The following is a 16,217-nucleotide window of genomic DNA, read 5'->3' as shown; positions in this document are numbered from 1 at the left end:
GGTGGGCGGTTCTCGAACGGTGTGAGCGGAGCCACTATCATTTTTATACCATAATACTTCAAAATATGTATCAATAGTTGCCGGTTCGCCTCGCTACGGTCGCCTCGAGTACGAAAGGTCTCGAGCGATCAGGAACGCTTCTGAATCTCCTCGCGCAGCACCTGGCTCACGAGGTCGCCGTCGGCCTTCCCGCGCAGGGCGCCCATGCACTCGCCCATGAGCCCCGAGAACGCCTGCATGCCCTCACTCTCGACCTGATCGGCGTTTCGCTCGACGACCTCGAGGACGGCCTCGCGGACGTCGTCCTCGGCGGCCGACCCGAGGCCAGCCTCCTCGGCGACGGCCTGCGGATCCCGGTCGGGTTCGTCCGCGAGCGCCGCGAGGAGATCCGGCACGCCCTCTCTCGCCAGGTCGCCGTCCTCGGCCATCGCGAAGACGGTCTCGAGGTGATCGTCGGAGAGGTTCTCGACCGGCACGTCGTCTCGGTGTAGTTCCGTGAGCGTCGACTCGAGGGTCGTCGCGGCGAAGGTCGAATCGACGCCGTCGGCGACGACGCGCTCGAATAGCGGCATGTGGGTGCCGTAGGCGACCTGTTCGGCGAGGCCAGCGTCGAGGTCGTACTCGGCCTGGTAGCGCTCGACCTTCTCGGTCAGGAGTTCGGGTTCGGGAACCTCGCTCGGATCGGGTTCGACCGGCGGCACGTCCGTCTCGGGGTACATCCGGGCCGCGCCCGGGAGCGGGCGGAGGTAGCGCGTCGACCCGTCCTGGTTCGCGCCGCGGGTTTCTTCGGGAACGCCCTCGAGGGCCGTCCGCGCCCGGTCGGCGACGGCGTCGATGGCGGATTCTGCGACCTCCGTCGCGGCGGCGACGATGGCCACGGCGTCCTCGTTCGACGCATCCACTGCGTCGCGGAGCGCCGCAACCTCGTCGTCGGTCACGCCGTAGGCCGGCAGTTCGTCGGTGTGGAAGATGCCGCCCGCGCCGTGGCGTTTCGCGTGGTCGGAGAACTCGGTTCCGAGGCGGCGGTCGGGGGCGATATCGCGGCCGACGAGGCCGTCGAACCCTTCGAGGCGGACCCCGAAGACGGACCCGCCGTCGTTTAGCGCCCCGGCGACGACGCCGCTGTCGGTGTCCTCGAAGACCGCCGTCACGTCTTGTGGATCGTGGACCGCGGCCTCGCGAGCCTCGAGTTCGTCGCGGATCGAAACCAGTTCGGCCTGGCGCCCGACCTCGGTACGGACGATGTCAGCGATGTCGTCGAGGCTCTGGACGCCCTTGATCTCGACGCGAGCGCCGTCGGCGATGGAGACATTGACGTCCTGGCGGATCGTTCCCAGGCCGCGCTTGACCTTCCCGGTCGAGCGTAGCAACATCCCGATGCGCTCGGCCGCTTCCTGGGCCTGTTCTGGCGAACGGACGTCCGGTGCCGTGCCGATCTCGACCAGTGGAATGCCGAGGCGGTCGAGGCTGTACGTCACGCCGTCGTCGGTCTCCTCGACGCGCTGGGCGCTCTCTTCCTCGAGCATCATGTCCTCGATGCCGACGTCGCCCGCGGTCGTCTCGATCGACCCCCCGGTGGCGACGAGCGTCGAGCGCTGGAAGCCCGAGGTGTTCGAGCCGTCGACGACGATTTTTCGCATCACGTTCGCCTGGTCGACCGGCGTCATGTCCATCAACTGGGCGACTTCGAGAGCCGTCTCGAGGGCCTCCTCGTCGAGGCGGTGGGGCGGTTCGTCGTCCTCCTCGACGAGACAGGTGCTGTCGTACGCGAGGTAGGTGAACTCCCGTTCGACCCGACTCTCCTCGAGGGCGGCCTCGTCGAGTTCGCCGAGTTCGCTCCGGGTCGGGTGGAGGTAGCGGGTGAACCGGCGGGCCGATTCCTCGGGTTCGCGCAGGTCGGTCGGACACGCACAGAACAGTTTCGTCGCCGTATCGAGTTGCTGGTGAATCTCGAGTCCGGCGACGAGACCGAGCGCCTCGTAGTCGTAATCCGCAGTCATTGGCGAGCACTCGGTGGCCGAGGGGTAAAAAACCGTCCAGTCCGTCTCGGGAGCACTGTCACGAAAGCCGACTCAGTCGTCGTCGCTCGAGGGGTCGTCGAAGGCGGTTTCGCGAACGTCAGCATCTCGCTCGGCGATGGTTCTCGCCGTCACCTCGAGCACCGACCCCTCGGTCGCCTCGAGTGCGCCCGCCTCGACCCGTCGGTATCGCTCCGTCCCCGCCTCGCCGACGAAGTTCCGCTCGGACAGCGGCCGGGTGTCGAGGGCGACCAGCGACGGCGCGGCCTCGAGCGCCTCGAGCAGGAGTTGCGTTCCGGGCGCGAGGTCGAAGTCGACGAGCACTGTCGCGTCGGCCGCGCCGACGAGTTCGTCCACGCGTTTCCGAGCAGTGGCCGAAACTGGCGCGAACGGTTCGGTTCGCACGCACTCGAGGCTACGTTCGGTCGCACGTTGGTCGACAATTCCCCCGACTGGAGCGGGACCGACCGTCACCTCGGCGCCCGCGCGTTCGAATCGTTCTATCACGTCGGCGGCGGTTTCTCCCGTCCCCACGACGTGAACGCGCCGCCCCTCGAGCCTCGCCGGGGTCGTCGATTCGATCTCCTCGTCGTCCACGGTATCGCGATCACCGTGCTCTGAGCGCGGAAACGCCGTCACGCTCGCCGCCCCCGTCACCGGGTGGCGGGTCACGGTCGCGTTGGCGTCGAACGCGGACGCGAGTACCTCGGCGGTCAGCACCTCGGCAGGCTGCCCGGCAGCCCGCATCGACCCGTCGGCGAGAACGAGCAATCGATCGCAGTACCGGGCCGCCAGGTCCAGGTCGTGAATCGCGGCGACGACCGCCCGACCATCAGCGGCCAGTTCGCGGGCCAGCTCGAGCGTTTCGACCTGGTGGTTCACGTCCAGGCTCGCCGTCGGTTCGTCGAGCAACAGCAGGGGCGTGTCCTGAGCGAGCGCGCGAGCGATGAGTACCCGCTGGCGTTCGCCGCCGCTAACCGCGTCGATTGGCCGATCGGCGAAGCGGGCCGTTCGCGTCCGCTCGAGCGCCCGGTCGACCTGCCGACGGTCGGCCTCGGAAGGCGGGGAAAACCGCGATCGATGGGGGTAGCGCCCCATCTCGACCACGGTGCGGACGTCGAAGGCGAACGACAGCGAGGTGTTCTGGGGAACGACGCTCACCAGTCGGCTCGTCTCGCGGGAAGCGAGCGTCGCGACGTCCTCGCCATCGATCCGGACGTCGCCGCTCGCGGGCGTGATCGCGCCGCTGAGCGCTCGCAAGAGCGTGGTCTTCCCCGCGCCGTTCGGACCCACAAGCCCGACGAACTCGCCGCGATCGACGTCGAGTGAGACGCCCTCGAGGACCTCGAGGTTTCCATAGGCGACCTGGAGGTTGTCTATTTCGACGAGCGGTCGGGGGGACGAGGCGGTCACAGCGAGTGCACCTCCCGTCGAACGAGTAGAAAGAGGAAAAACGGCGCGCCGAGGGCTGCCGTGACGATTCCGACCGGAACCTCTGCGGGCCCTGCTCGAGCGAGGGTGTCCGTCGCGACCAGAAACGAGGCGCCGGCGAGCGCGCTTGTCGGGAGCAGGATTCGGTGGTCGGGTCCGACGACCAGACGCATCACGTGCGGGACGACCAGTCCGACGAAGCCGATGACGCCCGCAACAGCGACGCTCGCAGCCGTGACGACGCTCGCAACCGCGAGGAGGAGTATTTTGGTTCGTTCGACGTCCACGCCGAGGTGGTGGGCGTCCTCTTCGCCGAGTAAGAGCACGTTCATCTCTCTGGTGTACGCGCCGAGTACGATCACGCCGGCGAGAACGAACGGTAACGAGAGCGATACGTCGCTCCAGGTACTGTTCGAGAGGTGCCCCATCAGCCAGACGACCGCCTCCCTGAGACTGTTGCCGCTATGGACGAGCATGTACGAGATCATCGCACCGAGAAACGCCTGGACAGCGACGCCGGCGAGCAACAGCGTCGCGACGGGAGTCCTCCCGCCGTTGGTTGCGATTGTGTAGACGAGAAGCGCCGTCGCAATCGCTGTCGCGAATGCCGCCGGCCGCAGTCCGATCGGGACGAGCGCTGGAAACGCGATGGTCGCGACGGCGCCGACCGCTGCGCCGGTGGAGACGCCGATGATCGACGGATCGGCGAGTGGGTTCCGGAAGAACCCCTGCATGACCGTTCCCGCAGCAGCGAGTGCGAAACCGACCGTCGCTGCGACCGCAATACGCGGGAGTCGAACGTTCGCGACGATCGTCTGGTGGGCGTCGCGAATCTCGAACGAGAACAGACCGGTGTACTCGAGCCTCGGAACGGGGATAGACCACTCGAACAGTGGCACAGTCAGGCTTCCGAATACGACCCCTGACGGGATCACGACCGCGTTAAGAATGGCATGCGCCACCGTAATTGGATCGATTTTGACCGGGCCGAAGCCGGCACTGGTGACGACAACCACCCCCAGGAGCAGCGTCAACCCCGATGCCCACGAGAGGATCCGATCCCGTTCTCTCACAGTACGCAATCTCGCTTGCTTTAGATAAATATTTGTTGGAGTATGGCACTACGATCTATCGATGCGAAAACCACTGGCCGTATTGATTGCTGTGCTAGTCGTCATCGGCGGCTTCGCGCCGATGGCAGTCGCCGGTAGTAGTACTGGTAGCGTTCCGACCGCTCAGTCCACCTCGGACTGTGAGTATCCACTGACGGTTACGGACGCGACCGGTACGGAGGTCACGCTCGAAGAACCGCCGGAGCGCATCGTCGCGCTCCAACCGAGTGACACCAAAATCGTCTATGGTATCGGCGCCGAAGACCGACTCGTCGGCATGCCGATCAACGAGTACACCGCCAGTCACGACCCCGGCGACCGGACCGACATCAGCATCCCCGACGAACTTCACATCGACGTCGAAACGGTGATCGACCTCGAGCCCGACATCGTCCTCGCGGCAGACGTAACGCTTGAGGAGGACGTCGAACAGCTCCGAGATGCCGGCATCACGGTCTATCACTTCAAGACGGCGACATCCCTCGACGACGTCCGCGATATTACGACCCGGACCGGCGAACTCACCGGTGAGTGCGGCGGCGCCGAAGAGCGGATCGACTGGATGGACGAACGCCTCGAGGTCATCGAGACGGCACTTGAGGGCGAGGACCGACCGCTCGCGTTCTGGTCGCTCGGCTTTGGATACACGGCCGGCGCCAACACGTTCCAGGACGAAGTGCTGACGACTGCTGGCGTCGATAACCTCGCTGCAGAAGTGGGACTCGAGGGCTGGCCCGAGATCAGCGACGAAGTGGTTGTCGAGGAGGACCCCGATTGGATCATCTACGGCGTCAACGAGGAAGGGGAAGATCCGGCCCTCTCCGAGGGGGCGATGCAGACGACCGCCTACGAGAACGACCAACTGGTCGCCGTCGACGCGAACACGATCAATCAGCCGGCACCCGACGTCGTCTACGCAATCGAGACGATCGTCGAGGCGGTCCACCCCGAGGCGTACGCGGAAATCGAGGCTGAACTCGAGGGTGGCATCGACGCCGATGACGAGCAGACCGACGACGATCAATCGAACGAAAGCGAAGCTGATTCCGACGCGGAGACCGACGACGATGAGCGTGACGAGGAGAACGAAACTGCGGACGATGGCGAATCCGAGGATTCCATCCCCGGCTTCGGCGTACCTGCGGCACTGGCTGCCCTGGTGTGTCTACTTGGACTGCGTCGGTTGTAATTCCCTTCTGTTGTCTTTGCCGACTGACCCGCGGTGACGAACCGCGCGGAAATACCGACCATCCGCCGAGGCGGAGGCGATCCGAGGATTTTCGAGGACAAATAGTGGTCGGGTACGCTTCGAGTGATCGGTGAATTGGTCAGAAAAACTGCGTGTGATTCAGAGGCGCTAGGCTTCGAGTCACCTTTCGTCAGGGGTGAACGTGGGGTTATGCGTCTGAATTCTCTTATGCCTCTTCCTTTCGCTTCTCCTTTTTAGTCTTCTCCTCTGCCTCTTCTTTTCGTTTTTCCTTCTCGTTCTTCTCATCGTCGGCGTCGCAGTCATCGTCGTCGTTGTCGCTATCGCCGTCCTCGTCCTCGTCCTCGTTTCCCTCGTCACCATCATCGCCGTCGTCGCCGTTGCCGCCATCGCCGTCGCTTCCGTCGTCGCTATCATCGCCGCCATCACCGTTGTCTCCATTTCCGTCGTTGCCGTCGTCACCGTCACCGTCGTCGCCATCACCACCGTCGTCCTCCTCGAGTTCACCACAGAACCGAATATTTGAGATCCCGGCTTGCTGTCCGCTCTGTCCCGCTTCGAGATCCGTTTCAATTACCCCATCGGTCGCGCCGTCGCTGTAGTCGTAATCCTCGCAATCGTTACCACCGTAGACGCGCACGGCGTACACGACACAGTCGTCGTCGACGGCCCACTCGAAGCTGTATGCGTCGCAGTCGTCTCCCTCTTCATCTCCCTCCGACTCGGTCACTTCCACAGTGATCGCACAGTCGCCCTCGGTCTGCTCGACGGAGCAGTCGTCGAACTCGTGGACCGCTAGCAACTCGCCATCGGGACAGTCGTACTGCCCCGGCGGCACGCACCCCTCCTGCCCGCTATCCTGTAGCGATCCGAGACACCCACTCAGCGACCCCATGGCCACCCCAGTCGCCACCAGTACCGTTCGTCGTTTAATGGTGTTACCCATGTGCGCACCGATACCATCACCAGATATTGTTAGAGACGTGTTAAAAAACCGAAAAATAACCAGACTAGTGATTCGATACTACCTTCTCTCTGTACGATCGCCATATTTCCCGGCACAGTGGGACTACAGGCCAGGTAGGGTCACCGAACGCCTGATCTCTCGCCACGACGAGCAGATTTCCAGTCGACCGCGTCGCAAGTGACCGAAGGCCGATCCTCACGAGTCGCTATTCGAGACGAGACGGCACTCGAGTCCCGATTCCACGTCCCATACCGACTCGGAACCGGATTCCGCTCTATCTGCACGCCCGTCTCGTTTTGAAAAGCGTTTACTCACCCGCCCGCCGAGTTGGTCCCATGGTCGAGAACGTCATCTGGCCCGCGTACCTGGATTCCACCCGCTCGCGGGCCGAGGGGCGACGCGTACCCCTCGAGCTGGCAGTCGAGGAGCCGACGGTCGAGGAAATCGCGAAGGCGGTCCAGCAGATCGGCTACGACGCGACTGTCGAGCGCGACAAAGCCTACTCGAGAGAACACTGGGAGCCTCGTGGCCGGGTCGTCGTCCGCGGAACCGAGGACTCGACGAAGAACGACCTCGTCCAGGCAGTCGCGGCGTACGTCGTCGCGCTGCGAGAGTGATGCGGCGGGTTGGAACGGTCGTTCGGACGGCCCAGGGGCTCGCGGTGTTGCGGGCTGAGCCTGTGGGCGACGGGGACGGCGGGGACAGAAGGGACGGCGGGGACAGAGGGGACGGAGGGGACGGCGGGGACGATAGCGGACGAAACGCCATCGGTACGATGGTCCTGAACGACTCCCTCGAAACCGTCGGTCGCGTCGTCGACGTGTTCGGTCCGGTCGATCGACCGTATCTCGCGGTTACGCCGCAGTCGAGCGTTCACCTGCCCGGTCTCGTCGGGTCGACACTGTACGCACGATAACGTCGCACGTTTCGTCCGTTGTAGCGGATTCCTGTCGTAGTGGCCGTCGACGTCGGTCTCGAGCCACTTCCCCGGATCTGCCTCGAGCCACTGTTCCTCGGATCGACCTCGAATCATTATTCTCGGGTCGACCTCGAGTCGTCACTCCTCGGATTCGTCCTCGTCGACGCGACGTCGCAGCCACTCGAGGGCGAGTCCGCCGCCAGCGAGTGCCCCAATGCCGGTGAATCCAGGGGTCTCGTCAGCGGACGATCCGCCGTCCCCGGTTTCGGATTCGTTTTCGGTGTCGTTGGAGCCGATGGTCTCGTTGGTCTCGTTCGTCTCATCGGCACCGCTCGAGTTGTCGGTACTATCGCTCTCGTTGCCCTCGCTGATGTCGCTCGATTCGTCCCCGGAGCCGCCGTCGTCAGTATCGTCACTTCCGTCGGAGCCGTTCTCCTGGTCGTCGGTATCGTCGTCAATCTCGCTCCCTTCGTCGTCGTTGTCCCCATCCTCGCCCTCACCGCCCGGCCGCAACGCGGCCAGTGCGTCGCCGTCGACGCTCCCGACGTAGAGCGTTTCGTCGACGAGTGCGAGGGGACTCAGTACTGCCCTGGTGTCTCGCTCCCAATCGACGGAGCCATCCCAGGCGTCGAACGCGTAAAAGCGCATCCAGGACTCCTCGTCCTCGTCTGTCGATTCTGAATCACTCTTGAGACCGGCGTAGACGTGCTCTTCGTCGATGATGAGCGGACTGGTCCCTTCGCCGGACGGCTCCGGTTCCCACTCCTTCTCCCCCGTCTCGAGATCGTGGCCCGTCGCGGTATCGTTGTTCGTCCCATCGACGGTATAGACGAGTTCCGAACCGATCACGGGTGGGTGATTGTGCGCTCGACCGGCCACGCGAGCGACTCGACCCCCGGATTCGACGTCGTGGTAGGAGAGCCCAGCGTCCGACTCGCCCCGATAGCCGGCAGCCAGGGTGCCGTAGTCCACGACCGGCGTGATCGCCCTGAACTGTCCATCGTCGTCGTTGGCCTCGAGGTCGAACGTCCAGCGTTCGGAACCGTCGCTGGCCTCGCGTGCGTACAGGCGCGTCTCGTCCGCGACAAAAACGGCACCGTCGTCGATCGGGACCGACGATTCGTGTAGCTCCCCGTCGTCCGGATCGAACTGCCACTGTTCTTTCCCACTCGAGGCCTCGAGCGCGTAGAGGACGCCGTCGCCGACGACGAACACGACTCCGTCGGCGACGTTCGGTGAGCGAATCCCGTCGCTATACTCGAGATCGAGCCGCCAGCGAACGTCGCCGTTCTTGGCGTCGACCGCAGTGAGTGCCTCGCCGCCGACGTAAACAGTTTCGTCGGCAACCGCCGGCGTCCGATCGGCGCCGAGGTCGTCGGTTTGCCACAGCTGTGACCCGTCCGCGGCGTCGTAGGCGTGGACGGAGCCGTCGTCCGCTCGGAGGTAGACCGTCTCGTCGACGACTGCGATATGGCCGCCACAGTCACACGACCAGGCGACCTCGAGGGACCCGGGGTCGTCGATTCCCGAGGCGACCCGCGCGTTGTTTCCGGACCTCCCGCCGAGGGAAGGCCAGTCTCCCGGGTCGGCGGCCGTCGATGCGACGGCAGTCGTCCCACTCGCTGCGGCGAGGGCACTTCCGGCGGTGATCGTTAGCCCGGTACGCCGGAGAAACGTTCGTCGGCTGTGGTCTGACATACGCGGGCCCTTTGACGCTACCCAGTTATCTACTGTTTCGGTAACTCGATTTCGACATCGAAACGGTACTCGTGAGACGATTGCGCCGGGAGCAACGGACCACGTCCCTGGGTCGAAAATAACCGTTCACGAAACCAGGCTCCGATTCGTTTCGCCGAAGTGACACGCGAGGTGGCCGATTCAGGGACGTCGTGCGTTGGTCGGCGCTCCACTCATGAAGTCGCTTTCGGCCACCCGCCGGCACAGCCACTCGAGGGTGGATCCGTCACTGGCGTCGACCTCGTTCGAGTCGCCGGAATCGTTGGTGACGTTGGAATCGGTGCCGTCGGCCCGGATTCGTACTCTATCACCAGACACTAGTGCGATCGTTTCGAGAACGCAACACCAATACGACGGCCGCTCAAATCGCGACCCATGAACGAGCGGATCCGGTTGGGCAGCGCGGTCGGGTTCACCTGCCTCCTCTTTATCGGCGTCCAGTTCGGCGCGCTCGCGCTAGTCGAACCCTTCACCGCCGCCGAGATGCAGGCCGTCGAGGACCCCTCCGACCCGACGAACAGCCTAATCTACGTCGGGGCGATTCTCGTGATGACGGCGTTCATGCTTGCGGCGTTCAAGTACGACCTCCAGTGGGTCATCCGGGGACTCATCGTCGGCGTGAGCGTCATGCTCTCGTGGTTCGTCTTCGCCGAAATCCTCCCGCCTGTCGCCACGGTTGCCTCGTTCGGTGTCCTCCCCCTCTTCGTCTCGCTGGGCGTCGGTGCCGCCCTCGTGATCTATCCCGAGTGGTACGTCATCGACCTCGCCGGCGTCGTCATGGGCGCGGGTGCAGCCGGACTCTTCGGGATTAGCTTCGGCCTCCTGCCCGCTCTCGTCTTGCTCGTCGTGCTCGCCGTCTACGACGCGATTAGCGTCTACCGGACGGAACACATGCTCGACCTCGCCGAGGGCGTGATGGACCTGCACATTCCCGTCGTCCTCGTCGTGCCGACCTCGCTGTCGTACTCCTTCCTCGAGGCTGGCGAGGTGCCCGGTGAAATCAAGAATCGAGACGCGGGATCGACGACCAACGGCGGTTCCCCGGAAACCGATGCGGACGATTCCGACGGTTCAACCGTCGAATCGACCGATCAAGAGGCCGCCGAGAACGAACGAGAGCGAGAGTGGACAGAGCCAGAGCAAACAGAGCCAGAACCGGACACAGAACCTGAAGGCGTCCGCGACGCCCTCTTCATCGGTCTCGGTGACGCCGTCATCCCAACCATCCTGATCGCCAGCGCCGCCTCCTTCCTCGAGGCCGGCGCGCTCGACGTCCCGCTGATCACGCTCAACGCGCCCGCGCTCGGTGGCGTGCTGGGCACGCTCGCGGGGCTGCTGGTCCTGATGGCCATGGTCCTCAAGGGCCGACCGCACGCCGGACTGCCGTTACTGAACTCGGGAGCGATCGGCGGTTACCTCGTCGGCGCGCTGTGGGCTGGCGTCCCAATCGCGACGGCGCTCGGCCTGTGAGTCGGCGACTTTCGACCACGTCGATTCGTGCCTGGGGGCGGTCTCGATGGCGTGGACGTGAACGTGAAGGCTTATAGCTACCCAACTGGTCAGTTAACACATGAATCGGCCGTTCTCGAGGAAGCGCCCGTGGCTCGCCGCGTTGCTCGGGGTACTCGTCACCGGCTTCGGTCACTGTTACCTCCGGCGCTGGCGACGAGCACTGGGCTGGATCGTCCTCCTGATCGGCGTCAGCATCGCGTTCGTCGAGACGGCCACGATCGAGGCCCTCGCAGCCGGGGAGGGTGCAGATCTGGCGGAACTGTCCCCGCTCCTGTTCGTCGCGGTTCTCAGCGTCGTCGACGCGTATCTGCTCGCGGTGGCGCACAATCAGGTCGTCCAGCGGACACCCGCACCCGACGGGAGCCTCACGCACTGCCAGTACTGTGGGAAGGAACTCGATACGGACCTCGAGTTCTGCCACTGGTGTACGAGCGATCTCTCGGACATTACGTATCTCTCGGACGTCGAAGGGAAACAGGAGACGTTCTCCGAGTCGGACCGGTAGTCTCCACCCCCTCTCCTTCCTGTCTCCGTAACGTGGCCTCGACGTACGCGACAGCCACCCGCCGCAATCGAAAGTGCTGAGCGTTCGTCGAAGACGGTTGATGCCGACGAAAAACGAACGACGTAGTTTCGACCAATTTCTACGCGTCACGCTGTCTCGCTCCTATCGCTGGATTAGACCTGCTGCGACCGTTCCTGCCTGCGCTCGGAATGCTGATCTCGAGTCCATTACGAGCACTCTCGAGTTCATCACGAGCATTCACAAGTCGATTGCGAGCACTGACGACGGTCGAACCAGGGAGTGTGACGTGAATAGCCGCCGTCACGGAAGCCGATACGTCGGCCCCTCGTCCGTGTCCTGCACCTCGACGCCGATGGCCTCGAGTTCGTCGCGCAACTCGTCGGCGCGTTCGTAGTTACCCGCGTCTCGCTCCTGTTCGCGTATCTCGAGGACCAGCTCGACGACTTCGCCTGCGAGTTCGACGTCGCCGCTCGCGTCGACGCCGCCGAAGGTCAACCCGAGCACGCCGCCGAGGTCCTCGAGGGTCTCGACGGCTCGTTTCAGACCCTGGTAGTCGTACGCTTTCGACCCCGATTCGCTCTCGCCTTCGGCGCCCTCGAGGTGACGATTCGTCGCGCTCGCGACCTCGAGCAGTGCCGACTGCGCTTCCCGCGTGTTGAAGTCGTCGTTCATCGCCTCGGTGAACGCCTCCCGTGCGGCGTCCACGGACTCGCGAAGCTCCTCGTCGGCGAGTTTCGACTTCGCGGCGGGGGAATCGAGGGCGTCGACGGCGGCGTCGTAGGCGCGCTCGAGGCGTTCCCAGCGCTCTTCGGCCTCCGCGATGGTCTCGTCGCTGTAGAGTTGCTGGCTGTTGTACGCGCCCGCGGTGAGGAACGTGCGAAGGACGTTGGCCCCCCACGTCTCGACGGCCTCGTCGACGGTGACGAAGTTACCCAGACTCGAGGACATCTTCGTCTCGCCCATCTGGAACAGCTCGCAGTGGAGCCAGTAGCGGGCGAACCGGTGGCCCGTCGCGGCCTCGCTCTGGGCGATTTCGTTCTCGTGGTGGGGAAAGACGAGGTCCCGGCCGCCGACGTGAACGTCGAGGGTCTCCCCGAGGTGGGTCATGCTCATCGCCGAACACTCGATGTGCCAGCCCGGTCGGCCCTCGCCCCACGGCGAGTCCCAGGTCTGGCCGGTCGGCGTCTCCTCCCAGGTCGCGCCCTTGCTGTGTTCGTGGACCGCCTCCTCCGAGACCGGACCTGCCTTCCAGAGCGCGAAGTCGGCCGGGTGGCGCTTCTCGGCCTGTTCGTCGGGTTCGCCCTGGGCTTCGATCGACTCGATGTCCTGGTTCGAGAGCGCGCCGTAGTTCTCGAACGTCGTCACGTCGAAGTAGACCGAGCCGTTGGATTCGTAGGCGTAGCCCGACTCGACCAGCGTCTCCACGAGGTCGATGATCTCGGGGATGTGCTCCGATACCCTGGGGTAGACCTCCGCGCGCAGGAGGTTCAGCGAGCGCATGTCTTCGATCGTCCGTTGGACGTAGGTTTCGGCGACTGCGGCTTCGTCGTCGCCGAGGTCGTCCTGGCCGACGCGGGCGACGATCTTCTCGTTGACGTCGGTGAAGTTCTCGACGTGACGGACGCCGTAGCCGAGGTGCTCGAGCCAGCGGTGCATCACGTCGACGTGCACCCACGAGCGGGCGTGCCCGAGGTGGGGCGGGTCCGAAACCGTCAGGCCACAGTAGTAGAGGAGGACGTTATCGGGATCCTGTGGCTCGAACGGCTCCGTCTCGCCCGTCAACGTATTCGTCACGTGCAGGGTCATTACTCGAGTGTCCTCGCGGGCGGACCTTAAAGCGTCGGATGGGATGTCGACCGTCAACACGGGCCCGCTCGACGGGCCGACCGCTCGCGATTCACGCTCTCCCTCACCAAGCTATTTTGGAAGAAGCGTTATCAACGGATTTCGAAACGTTGAGACAATGCCCGAGCCACTGCTGATTTTTGCTATTCTCATCGCCGTCTTCGTCGGATTCAACATTGGAGGCTCGACGACGGCGCCGGCGTTCGGACCCGCTGTCGGGGCGTCGCTCGTCCCGAAAGTCGTCGCTGGGGGGTTGATGGCCGTCTTCTTCGGCCTCGGTGCCGCAACGATCGGCCGTCGCGTCGTCGACACGCTCGGACAGCAGGTACTCCACGATTCGTCGCTCTTCACGCTCGAGTCGAGCATCGTTATTCTCGGCCTCGTCGGCCTCGCGCTGTTCGCCGGGAATCGGACTGGCGTTCCGGCCTCGACCTCGATGACGACCGTCGGGGTGATCGCGGGTCTCGGCGTGGCCAGCGGCGAGCTGCAGTGGGCGACGATGCGTGAAATCCTGTTCTGGTGGGTCGTCGCCCCGATCGCTGGGTTCGCCGTCTCGGTAGTCGTCGGTTACGTCTACTACCAGCGAGTCGCCGACTGGATCTCGTCATCGAGTGCAGACGAGCCGCTGTTCGCGATCGACCGATCGGGAACGATCCCGACGGTGACCGTCACCTCGAGCCAGCGCGACGAGTTGCTGGCCGGTGTGATCGTCGTCGGGGTCGGCTGTCTCATGGCGTTCAGTTCGGGCACGTCTAACATCGCGAACGTCGTCGCCCCGTTGATCGGCGGCGGCGTGATCGAGATGCCGATCGGGATCGGTCTTGGCTCGGCCGCTGTCGCCCTGGGTGCACTGACGATCGCCCGTCGGACCCTCGAGACGCTAGGGAGTGACATCGTCGAACTGCCGCTCCCTGCCGCGCTCGTCGCCTCGACGGTCAGCGCGACGATCATTGTCGTGCTCTCGTTACTGGGGATTCCCGCCAGTTTCGTCGTCGTCGCGACGGTCTCCATCGCCGGACTCGGCTGGAGCCGAACGCTTCGAGGCGACGGCGATTCCGAGAACAGGCTCTCGACACCCGTGGGTGACGGTGGTGTCGAGCCAGCCGAGAAACACGGTGCCCTCACGCCGACAGGAGACGGCGAGCCCGAACGCGAACTGGACTTCGATCCGCTCGAGAGTGCCCGAGTCGTCACCCTCCAGCACGTGCTCCCCGGCGTCGCGACCGCCAGTGCCTACGTCGTGTTTTCCGTCGCACCGGTCTACTGAGCGCGGAGACACGAGGCTGGAGGCGTTCTTGCTCACTCGAGTTTCGATGCGTTCCAGTTCACTCGGGTTTCGACGTGCTCCTGTTCACTCGAGCGTCCTCTCGACCGCTCGAACGGTGTTCGCCCCATCGAGACGCTCGACCGCGACGAGCAGCGTTCCGGGTTCGAACCCGACGGCGACCACCTCGATACCGGCGATGGTCAGCGACGCGAGTGCCGTCGAAACCGCCCATGCATCCACCGCACCCGTCGCGACGATGACCGTATACGGACTCGAGTTGCCCCCGGTGCCGAGGACGGTCGAGCCGACTGCCAGGAGCGCTTCGTCGGGATCGTCGACCGGCCCGACGCCGCTTTGCATGCGAACGCGGACGCCCCGCTCGTCCGACTCGAGCGGTTCGAGTTCGTCGGCGTAGCGTCTGAGCGCCGTCGCGATCGCATCGGCTTCGCCGTCCACTGCGAGAAAACGAGCGGCGGCAGTGTAGTTCACCACGCCTGCACGGAGCGCGGTGTGGAGAAACGGGTGGGCGTCGACCGCCCGTCGCGTGTCGGCTGCGAGTGACATGGTCGGCGGTCTGGAGGCGACCAGTATAAACGCGCCGGCCGACGGCGAGGGAATCGGTACGGGTAGTAACGGAGACGATGACTATAGAAATCGTAGTAATGGAGGCGACGATAACGGGAACGGCAACGGCAACGAAGACGTCGACACGGGAGGCGGTGCCAGAGGCGACGAGACCGGGGCGCTTTTGAGCACATCGGACGATGAACCGGACATGGAACCCGAAGCCGTCGAATCCCTCATCGAATCCGAACTCGAGGACGCCGACGTGACCGTCGGTCGCGCCCGCGGCGACCACGACGACGATCACCTGGCGGCGACGGTCGTCTCGCCGGCGTTCGAAGGCCTCCCCCTCGTCCAGCAACACCAGCGCGTCTACGACGCCCTCGAGGGCCACATGACGACGGACATACACGCCCTCGAACTGTCGACGTATACGCCCGCGGAGTACGCCGAGCGCGTCGACGACTGAACGCTCGTCGCTTCCGGCTACGCGCTCGACAGCCACGACTCGAGACCCGACACTCGACGACGGCCCGAATCCCGGCGCTCGACCGAAACGGCCCAGTGATTGAACGCTCGAGCGCAACGTATCGAGACCGAACGTACCACCAATCCGCACGTTTATCCGACCCAGGTGTGAGGGTTCGGCTATGGAATCGTTGCATCCGCGCATTCGCCTGGTGTGGATCGCTCGGTGGGTGCTGCTGGCGACCCTCCTCGGCGTCGCCGTCAGCGCGGTCGACCAGTGGCTGTACTCGATCCCGGTCGCCGTGACGGTCGCCGTCGTCGCGCTCGCACTCGTTCTCGGCGTCGTCTACGCCGTCGTCCTCTACGGGCGCTGGCACTTCGACCTCCAGGAGGACGCGCTCTACCTCGAGCGGGGCGTCGTGACGTTCGTCGAGACGGCCGTCCCGTTCGTCCGCGTCCAGCACGTCGACACGCAGTTCGGCCCCGTCGAGCGCGCACTGGGCCTCTCGAGCGTCGTGGTCTACACGGCCGGCTCACGAAACGCGGACGTGCGGGTCCCGGGACTCACCCCCGAACGCGCCCGTCGGCTGCAGGACACGCTCCGCGAACTGGCCGTCGAGAGCGAGGCCGACGACGGCGTATGA

Annotated in this window: 16 protein-coding genes; 8 read left to right on the top strand and 8 right to left on the bottom strand. The window is 64.8% G+C overall.

Going from position 1 to position 16,217, the window contains the following annotated elements; all coding sequences use genetic code 11:
- Positions 1-128: 128 nt before the first annotated feature.
- From gatE to btuC, 3 genes are all read right to left on the bottom strand, one after another.
- The gene (gene gatE, locus J1N60_RS16195; protein ID WP_312908989.1) at positions 129-2,000 is read right to left on the bottom strand and encodes a Glu-tRNA(Gln) amidotransferase subunit GatE; all 1,872 of its coding nucleotides are present in this window, start codon (positions 1,998-2,000) and stop codon (positions 129-131) included.
- Between the two features lie 72 nt (positions 2,001-2,072).
- Complete coding sequence (locus tag J1N60_RS16190; protein ID WP_312908988.1) at positions 2,073-3,431, bottom strand: heme ABC transporter ATP-binding protein; 1,359 nt, start codon at positions 3,429-3,431, stop codon at positions 2,073-2,075.
- On the bottom strand, positions 3,428-4,522 hold the full coding sequence (btuC, locus tag J1N60_RS16185; RefSeq protein WP_312908987.1) for a vitamin B12 ABC transporter permease BtuC: 1,095 nt from the start codon (positions 4,520-4,522) through the stop codon (positions 3,428-3,430). Before btuC ends, J1N60_RS16190 begins: the two co-directional genes overlap by 4 nt.
- 61 nt (positions 4,523-4,583) lie before the next feature.
- Here btuC and J1N60_RS16180 point away from each other — a divergent pair, with 61 nt between their 5' ends.
- Positions 4,584-5,750 carry a PGF-CTERM-anchored ABC transporter substrate-binding protein gene (locus tag J1N60_RS16180; RefSeq protein WP_312908986.1) on the top strand — a complete coding sequence of 389 codons (1,167 nt, stop codon included), beginning with the start codon at positions 4,584-4,586 and terminating at the stop codon, positions 5,748-5,750.
- Between the two features lie 226 nt (positions 5,751-5,976).
- On the opposite strand, the gene J1N60_RS16175 is transcribed toward J1N60_RS16180, so the two are convergent.
- Positions 5,977-6,663: a hypothetical protein gene (locus tag J1N60_RS16175; RefSeq protein WP_312908985.1), complete on the bottom strand. Its 687-nt coding sequence runs from the start codon at positions 6,661-6,663 to the stop codon at positions 5,977-5,979.
- 407 nt (positions 6,664-7,070) lie between these two features.
- On the opposite strand from J1N60_RS16175, the gene srp19 reads away from it, so the two are divergent.
- Positions 7,071-7,352 (top strand): signal recognition particle subunit SRP19, encoded by a 282-nt coding sequence (srp19, locus tag J1N60_RS16170; RefSeq protein ID WP_312908984.1) that lies wholly within the window; start codon positions 7,071-7,073, stop codon positions 7,350-7,352.
- On the top strand, positions 7,352-7,651 hold the full coding sequence (locus J1N60_RS16165) for an H/ACA ribonucleoprotein complex subunit GAR1 (protein ID WP_312908983.1): 300 nt from the start codon (positions 7,352-7,354) through the stop codon (positions 7,649-7,651). The genes srp19 and J1N60_RS16165 overlap by 1 nt, the downstream gene beginning before the upstream one ends.
- A 141-nt stretch (positions 7,652-7,792) precedes the next feature.
- On the opposite strand, the gene J1N60_RS16160 is transcribed toward J1N60_RS16165, so the two are convergent.
- Positions 7,793-9,352: an outer membrane protein assembly factor BamB family protein gene (locus J1N60_RS16160; protein WP_312908982.1), complete on the bottom strand. Its 1,560-nt coding sequence runs from the start codon at positions 9,350-9,352 to the stop codon at positions 7,793-7,795.
- Positions 9,353-9,532: 180 nt separating this feature from the next.
- Positions 9,533-9,709, bottom strand: coding sequence for a hypothetical protein (locus J1N60_RS16155; RefSeq protein ID WP_312908981.1), 177 nt, complete (start codon positions 9,707-9,709; stop codon positions 9,533-9,535).
- A 57-nt stretch (positions 9,710-9,766) separates the two neighbouring features.
- Between J1N60_RS16155 and J1N60_RS16150 the strand changes: the two genes are divergently transcribed.
- Together J1N60_RS16150 and J1N60_RS16145 are read left to right on the top strand one after the other, a co-directional pair.
- Positions 9,767-10,861, top strand: coding sequence for a presenilin family intramembrane aspartyl protease PSH (locus tag J1N60_RS16150; RefSeq protein WP_312908980.1), 1,095 nt, complete (start codon positions 9,767-9,769; stop codon positions 10,859-10,861).
- A 100-nt stretch (positions 10,862-10,961) separates the two neighbouring features.
- Positions 10,962-11,408: a DUF7575 domain-containing protein gene (locus tag J1N60_RS16145; protein ID WP_312908979.1), complete on the top strand. Its 447-nt coding sequence runs from the start codon at positions 10,962-10,964 to the stop codon at positions 11,406-11,408.
- 321 nt (positions 11,409-11,729) lie between these two features.
- Here J1N60_RS16145 and cysS read toward each other — a convergent pair whose 3' ends face one another.
- Complete coding sequence (cysS, locus tag J1N60_RS16140; protein WP_312908978.1) at positions 11,730-13,235, bottom strand: cysteine--tRNA ligase; 1,506 nt, start codon at positions 13,233-13,235, stop codon at positions 11,730-11,732.
- A 157-nt stretch (positions 13,236-13,392) separates the two neighbouring features.
- Between cysS and J1N60_RS16135 the strand changes: the two genes are divergently transcribed.
- Positions 13,393-14,541 carry an inorganic phosphate transporter gene (locus tag J1N60_RS16135; protein ID WP_312908977.1) on the top strand — a complete coding sequence of 383 codons (1,149 nt, stop codon included), beginning with the start codon at positions 13,393-13,395 and terminating at the stop codon, positions 14,539-14,541.
- A gap of 84 nt (positions 14,542-14,625) precedes the next feature.
- Here the strand turns inward: J1N60_RS16135 and J1N60_RS16130 are convergent, their stop codons facing one another.
- A complete protein-coding gene (locus J1N60_RS16130) occupies positions 14,626-15,105 on the bottom strand; it encodes a DUF7523 family protein (RefSeq protein WP_312908976.1) in 480 nt (159 codons plus the stop codon).
- 211 nt (positions 15,106-15,316) lie between these two features.
- On the opposite strand from J1N60_RS16130, the gene J1N60_RS16125 reads away from it, so the two are divergent.
- Positions 15,317-15,574 carry a BolA family protein gene (locus J1N60_RS16125; protein WP_254160583.1) on the top strand — a complete coding sequence of 86 codons (258 nt, stop codon included), beginning with the start codon at positions 15,317-15,319 and terminating at the stop codon, positions 15,572-15,574.
- Positions 15,575-15,755: 181 nt separating this feature from the next.
- A complete protein-coding gene (locus J1N60_RS16120; protein WP_312908975.1) occupies positions 15,756-16,217 on the top strand; it encodes a PH domain-containing protein in 462 nt (153 codons plus the stop codon).

Source organism: Natronosalvus caseinilyticus, from assembly GCF_017357105.1.
Lineage (GTDB): Archaea > Halobacteriota > Halobacteria > Halobacteriales > Natrialbaceae > Natronosalvus > Natronosalvus caseinilyticus.
Note: the sequence above shows the minus strand (reverse complement) of the source record. Positions and strands in the feature narration are given on the sequence as shown.

What these genes read in the sequence shown, in the direction of transcription:
- gatE (WP_312908989.1), bottom strand. Translation starts at nt 2,000, where the DNA reads ATGACTGCGGATTACGACTACGAGGCGCTCGGTCTCGTCGCCGGACTC.
- J1N60_RS16180 (WP_312908986.1), top strand. Translation starts at nt 4,584, where the DNA reads ATGCGAAAACCACTGGCCGTATTGATTGCTGTGCTAGTCGTCATCGGC.
- J1N60_RS16175 (WP_312908985.1), bottom strand. Translation starts at nt 6,663, where the DNA reads ATGGGGTCGCTGAGTGGGTGTCTCGGATCGCTACAGGATAGCGGGCAG.
- srp19 (WP_312908984.1), top strand. Translation starts at nt 7,071, where the DNA reads ATGGTCGAGAACGTCATCTGGCCCGCGTACCTGGATTCCACCCGCTCG.
- J1N60_RS16165 (WP_312908983.1), top strand. Translation starts at nt 7,352, where the DNA reads ATGCGGCGGGTTGGAACGGTCGTTCGGACGGCCCAGGGGCTCGCGGTG.
- J1N60_RS16160 (WP_312908982.1), bottom strand. Translation starts at nt 9,352, where the DNA reads ATGTCAGACCACAGCCGACGAACGTTTCTCCGGCGTACCGGGCTAACG.
- J1N60_RS16150 (WP_312908980.1), top strand. Translation starts at nt 9,767, where the DNA reads ATGAACGAGCGGATCCGGTTGGGCAGCGCGGTCGGGTTCACCTGCCTC.
- J1N60_RS16145 (WP_312908979.1), top strand. Translation starts at nt 10,962, where the DNA reads ATGAATCGGCCGTTCTCGAGGAAGCGCCCGTGGCTCGCCGCGTTGCTC.
- cysS (WP_312908978.1), bottom strand. Translation starts at nt 13,235, where the DNA reads ATGACCCTGCACGTGACGAATACGTTGACGGGCGAGACGGAGCCGTTC.
- J1N60_RS16135 (WP_312908977.1), top strand. Translation starts at nt 13,393, where the DNA reads ATGCCCGAGCCACTGCTGATTTTTGCTATTCTCATCGCCGTCTTCGTC.
- J1N60_RS16130 (WP_312908976.1), bottom strand. Translation starts at nt 15,105, where the DNA reads ATGTCACTCGCAGCCGACACGCGACGGGCGGTCGACGCCCACCCGTTT.
- J1N60_RS16125 (WP_254160583.1), top strand. Translation starts at nt 15,317, where the DNA reads ATGGAACCCGAAGCCGTCGAATCCCTCATCGAATCCGAACTCGAGGAC.
- J1N60_RS16120 (WP_312908975.1), top strand. Translation starts at nt 15,756, where the DNA reads ATGGAATCGTTGCATCCGCGCATTCGCCTGGTGTGGATCGCTCGGTGG.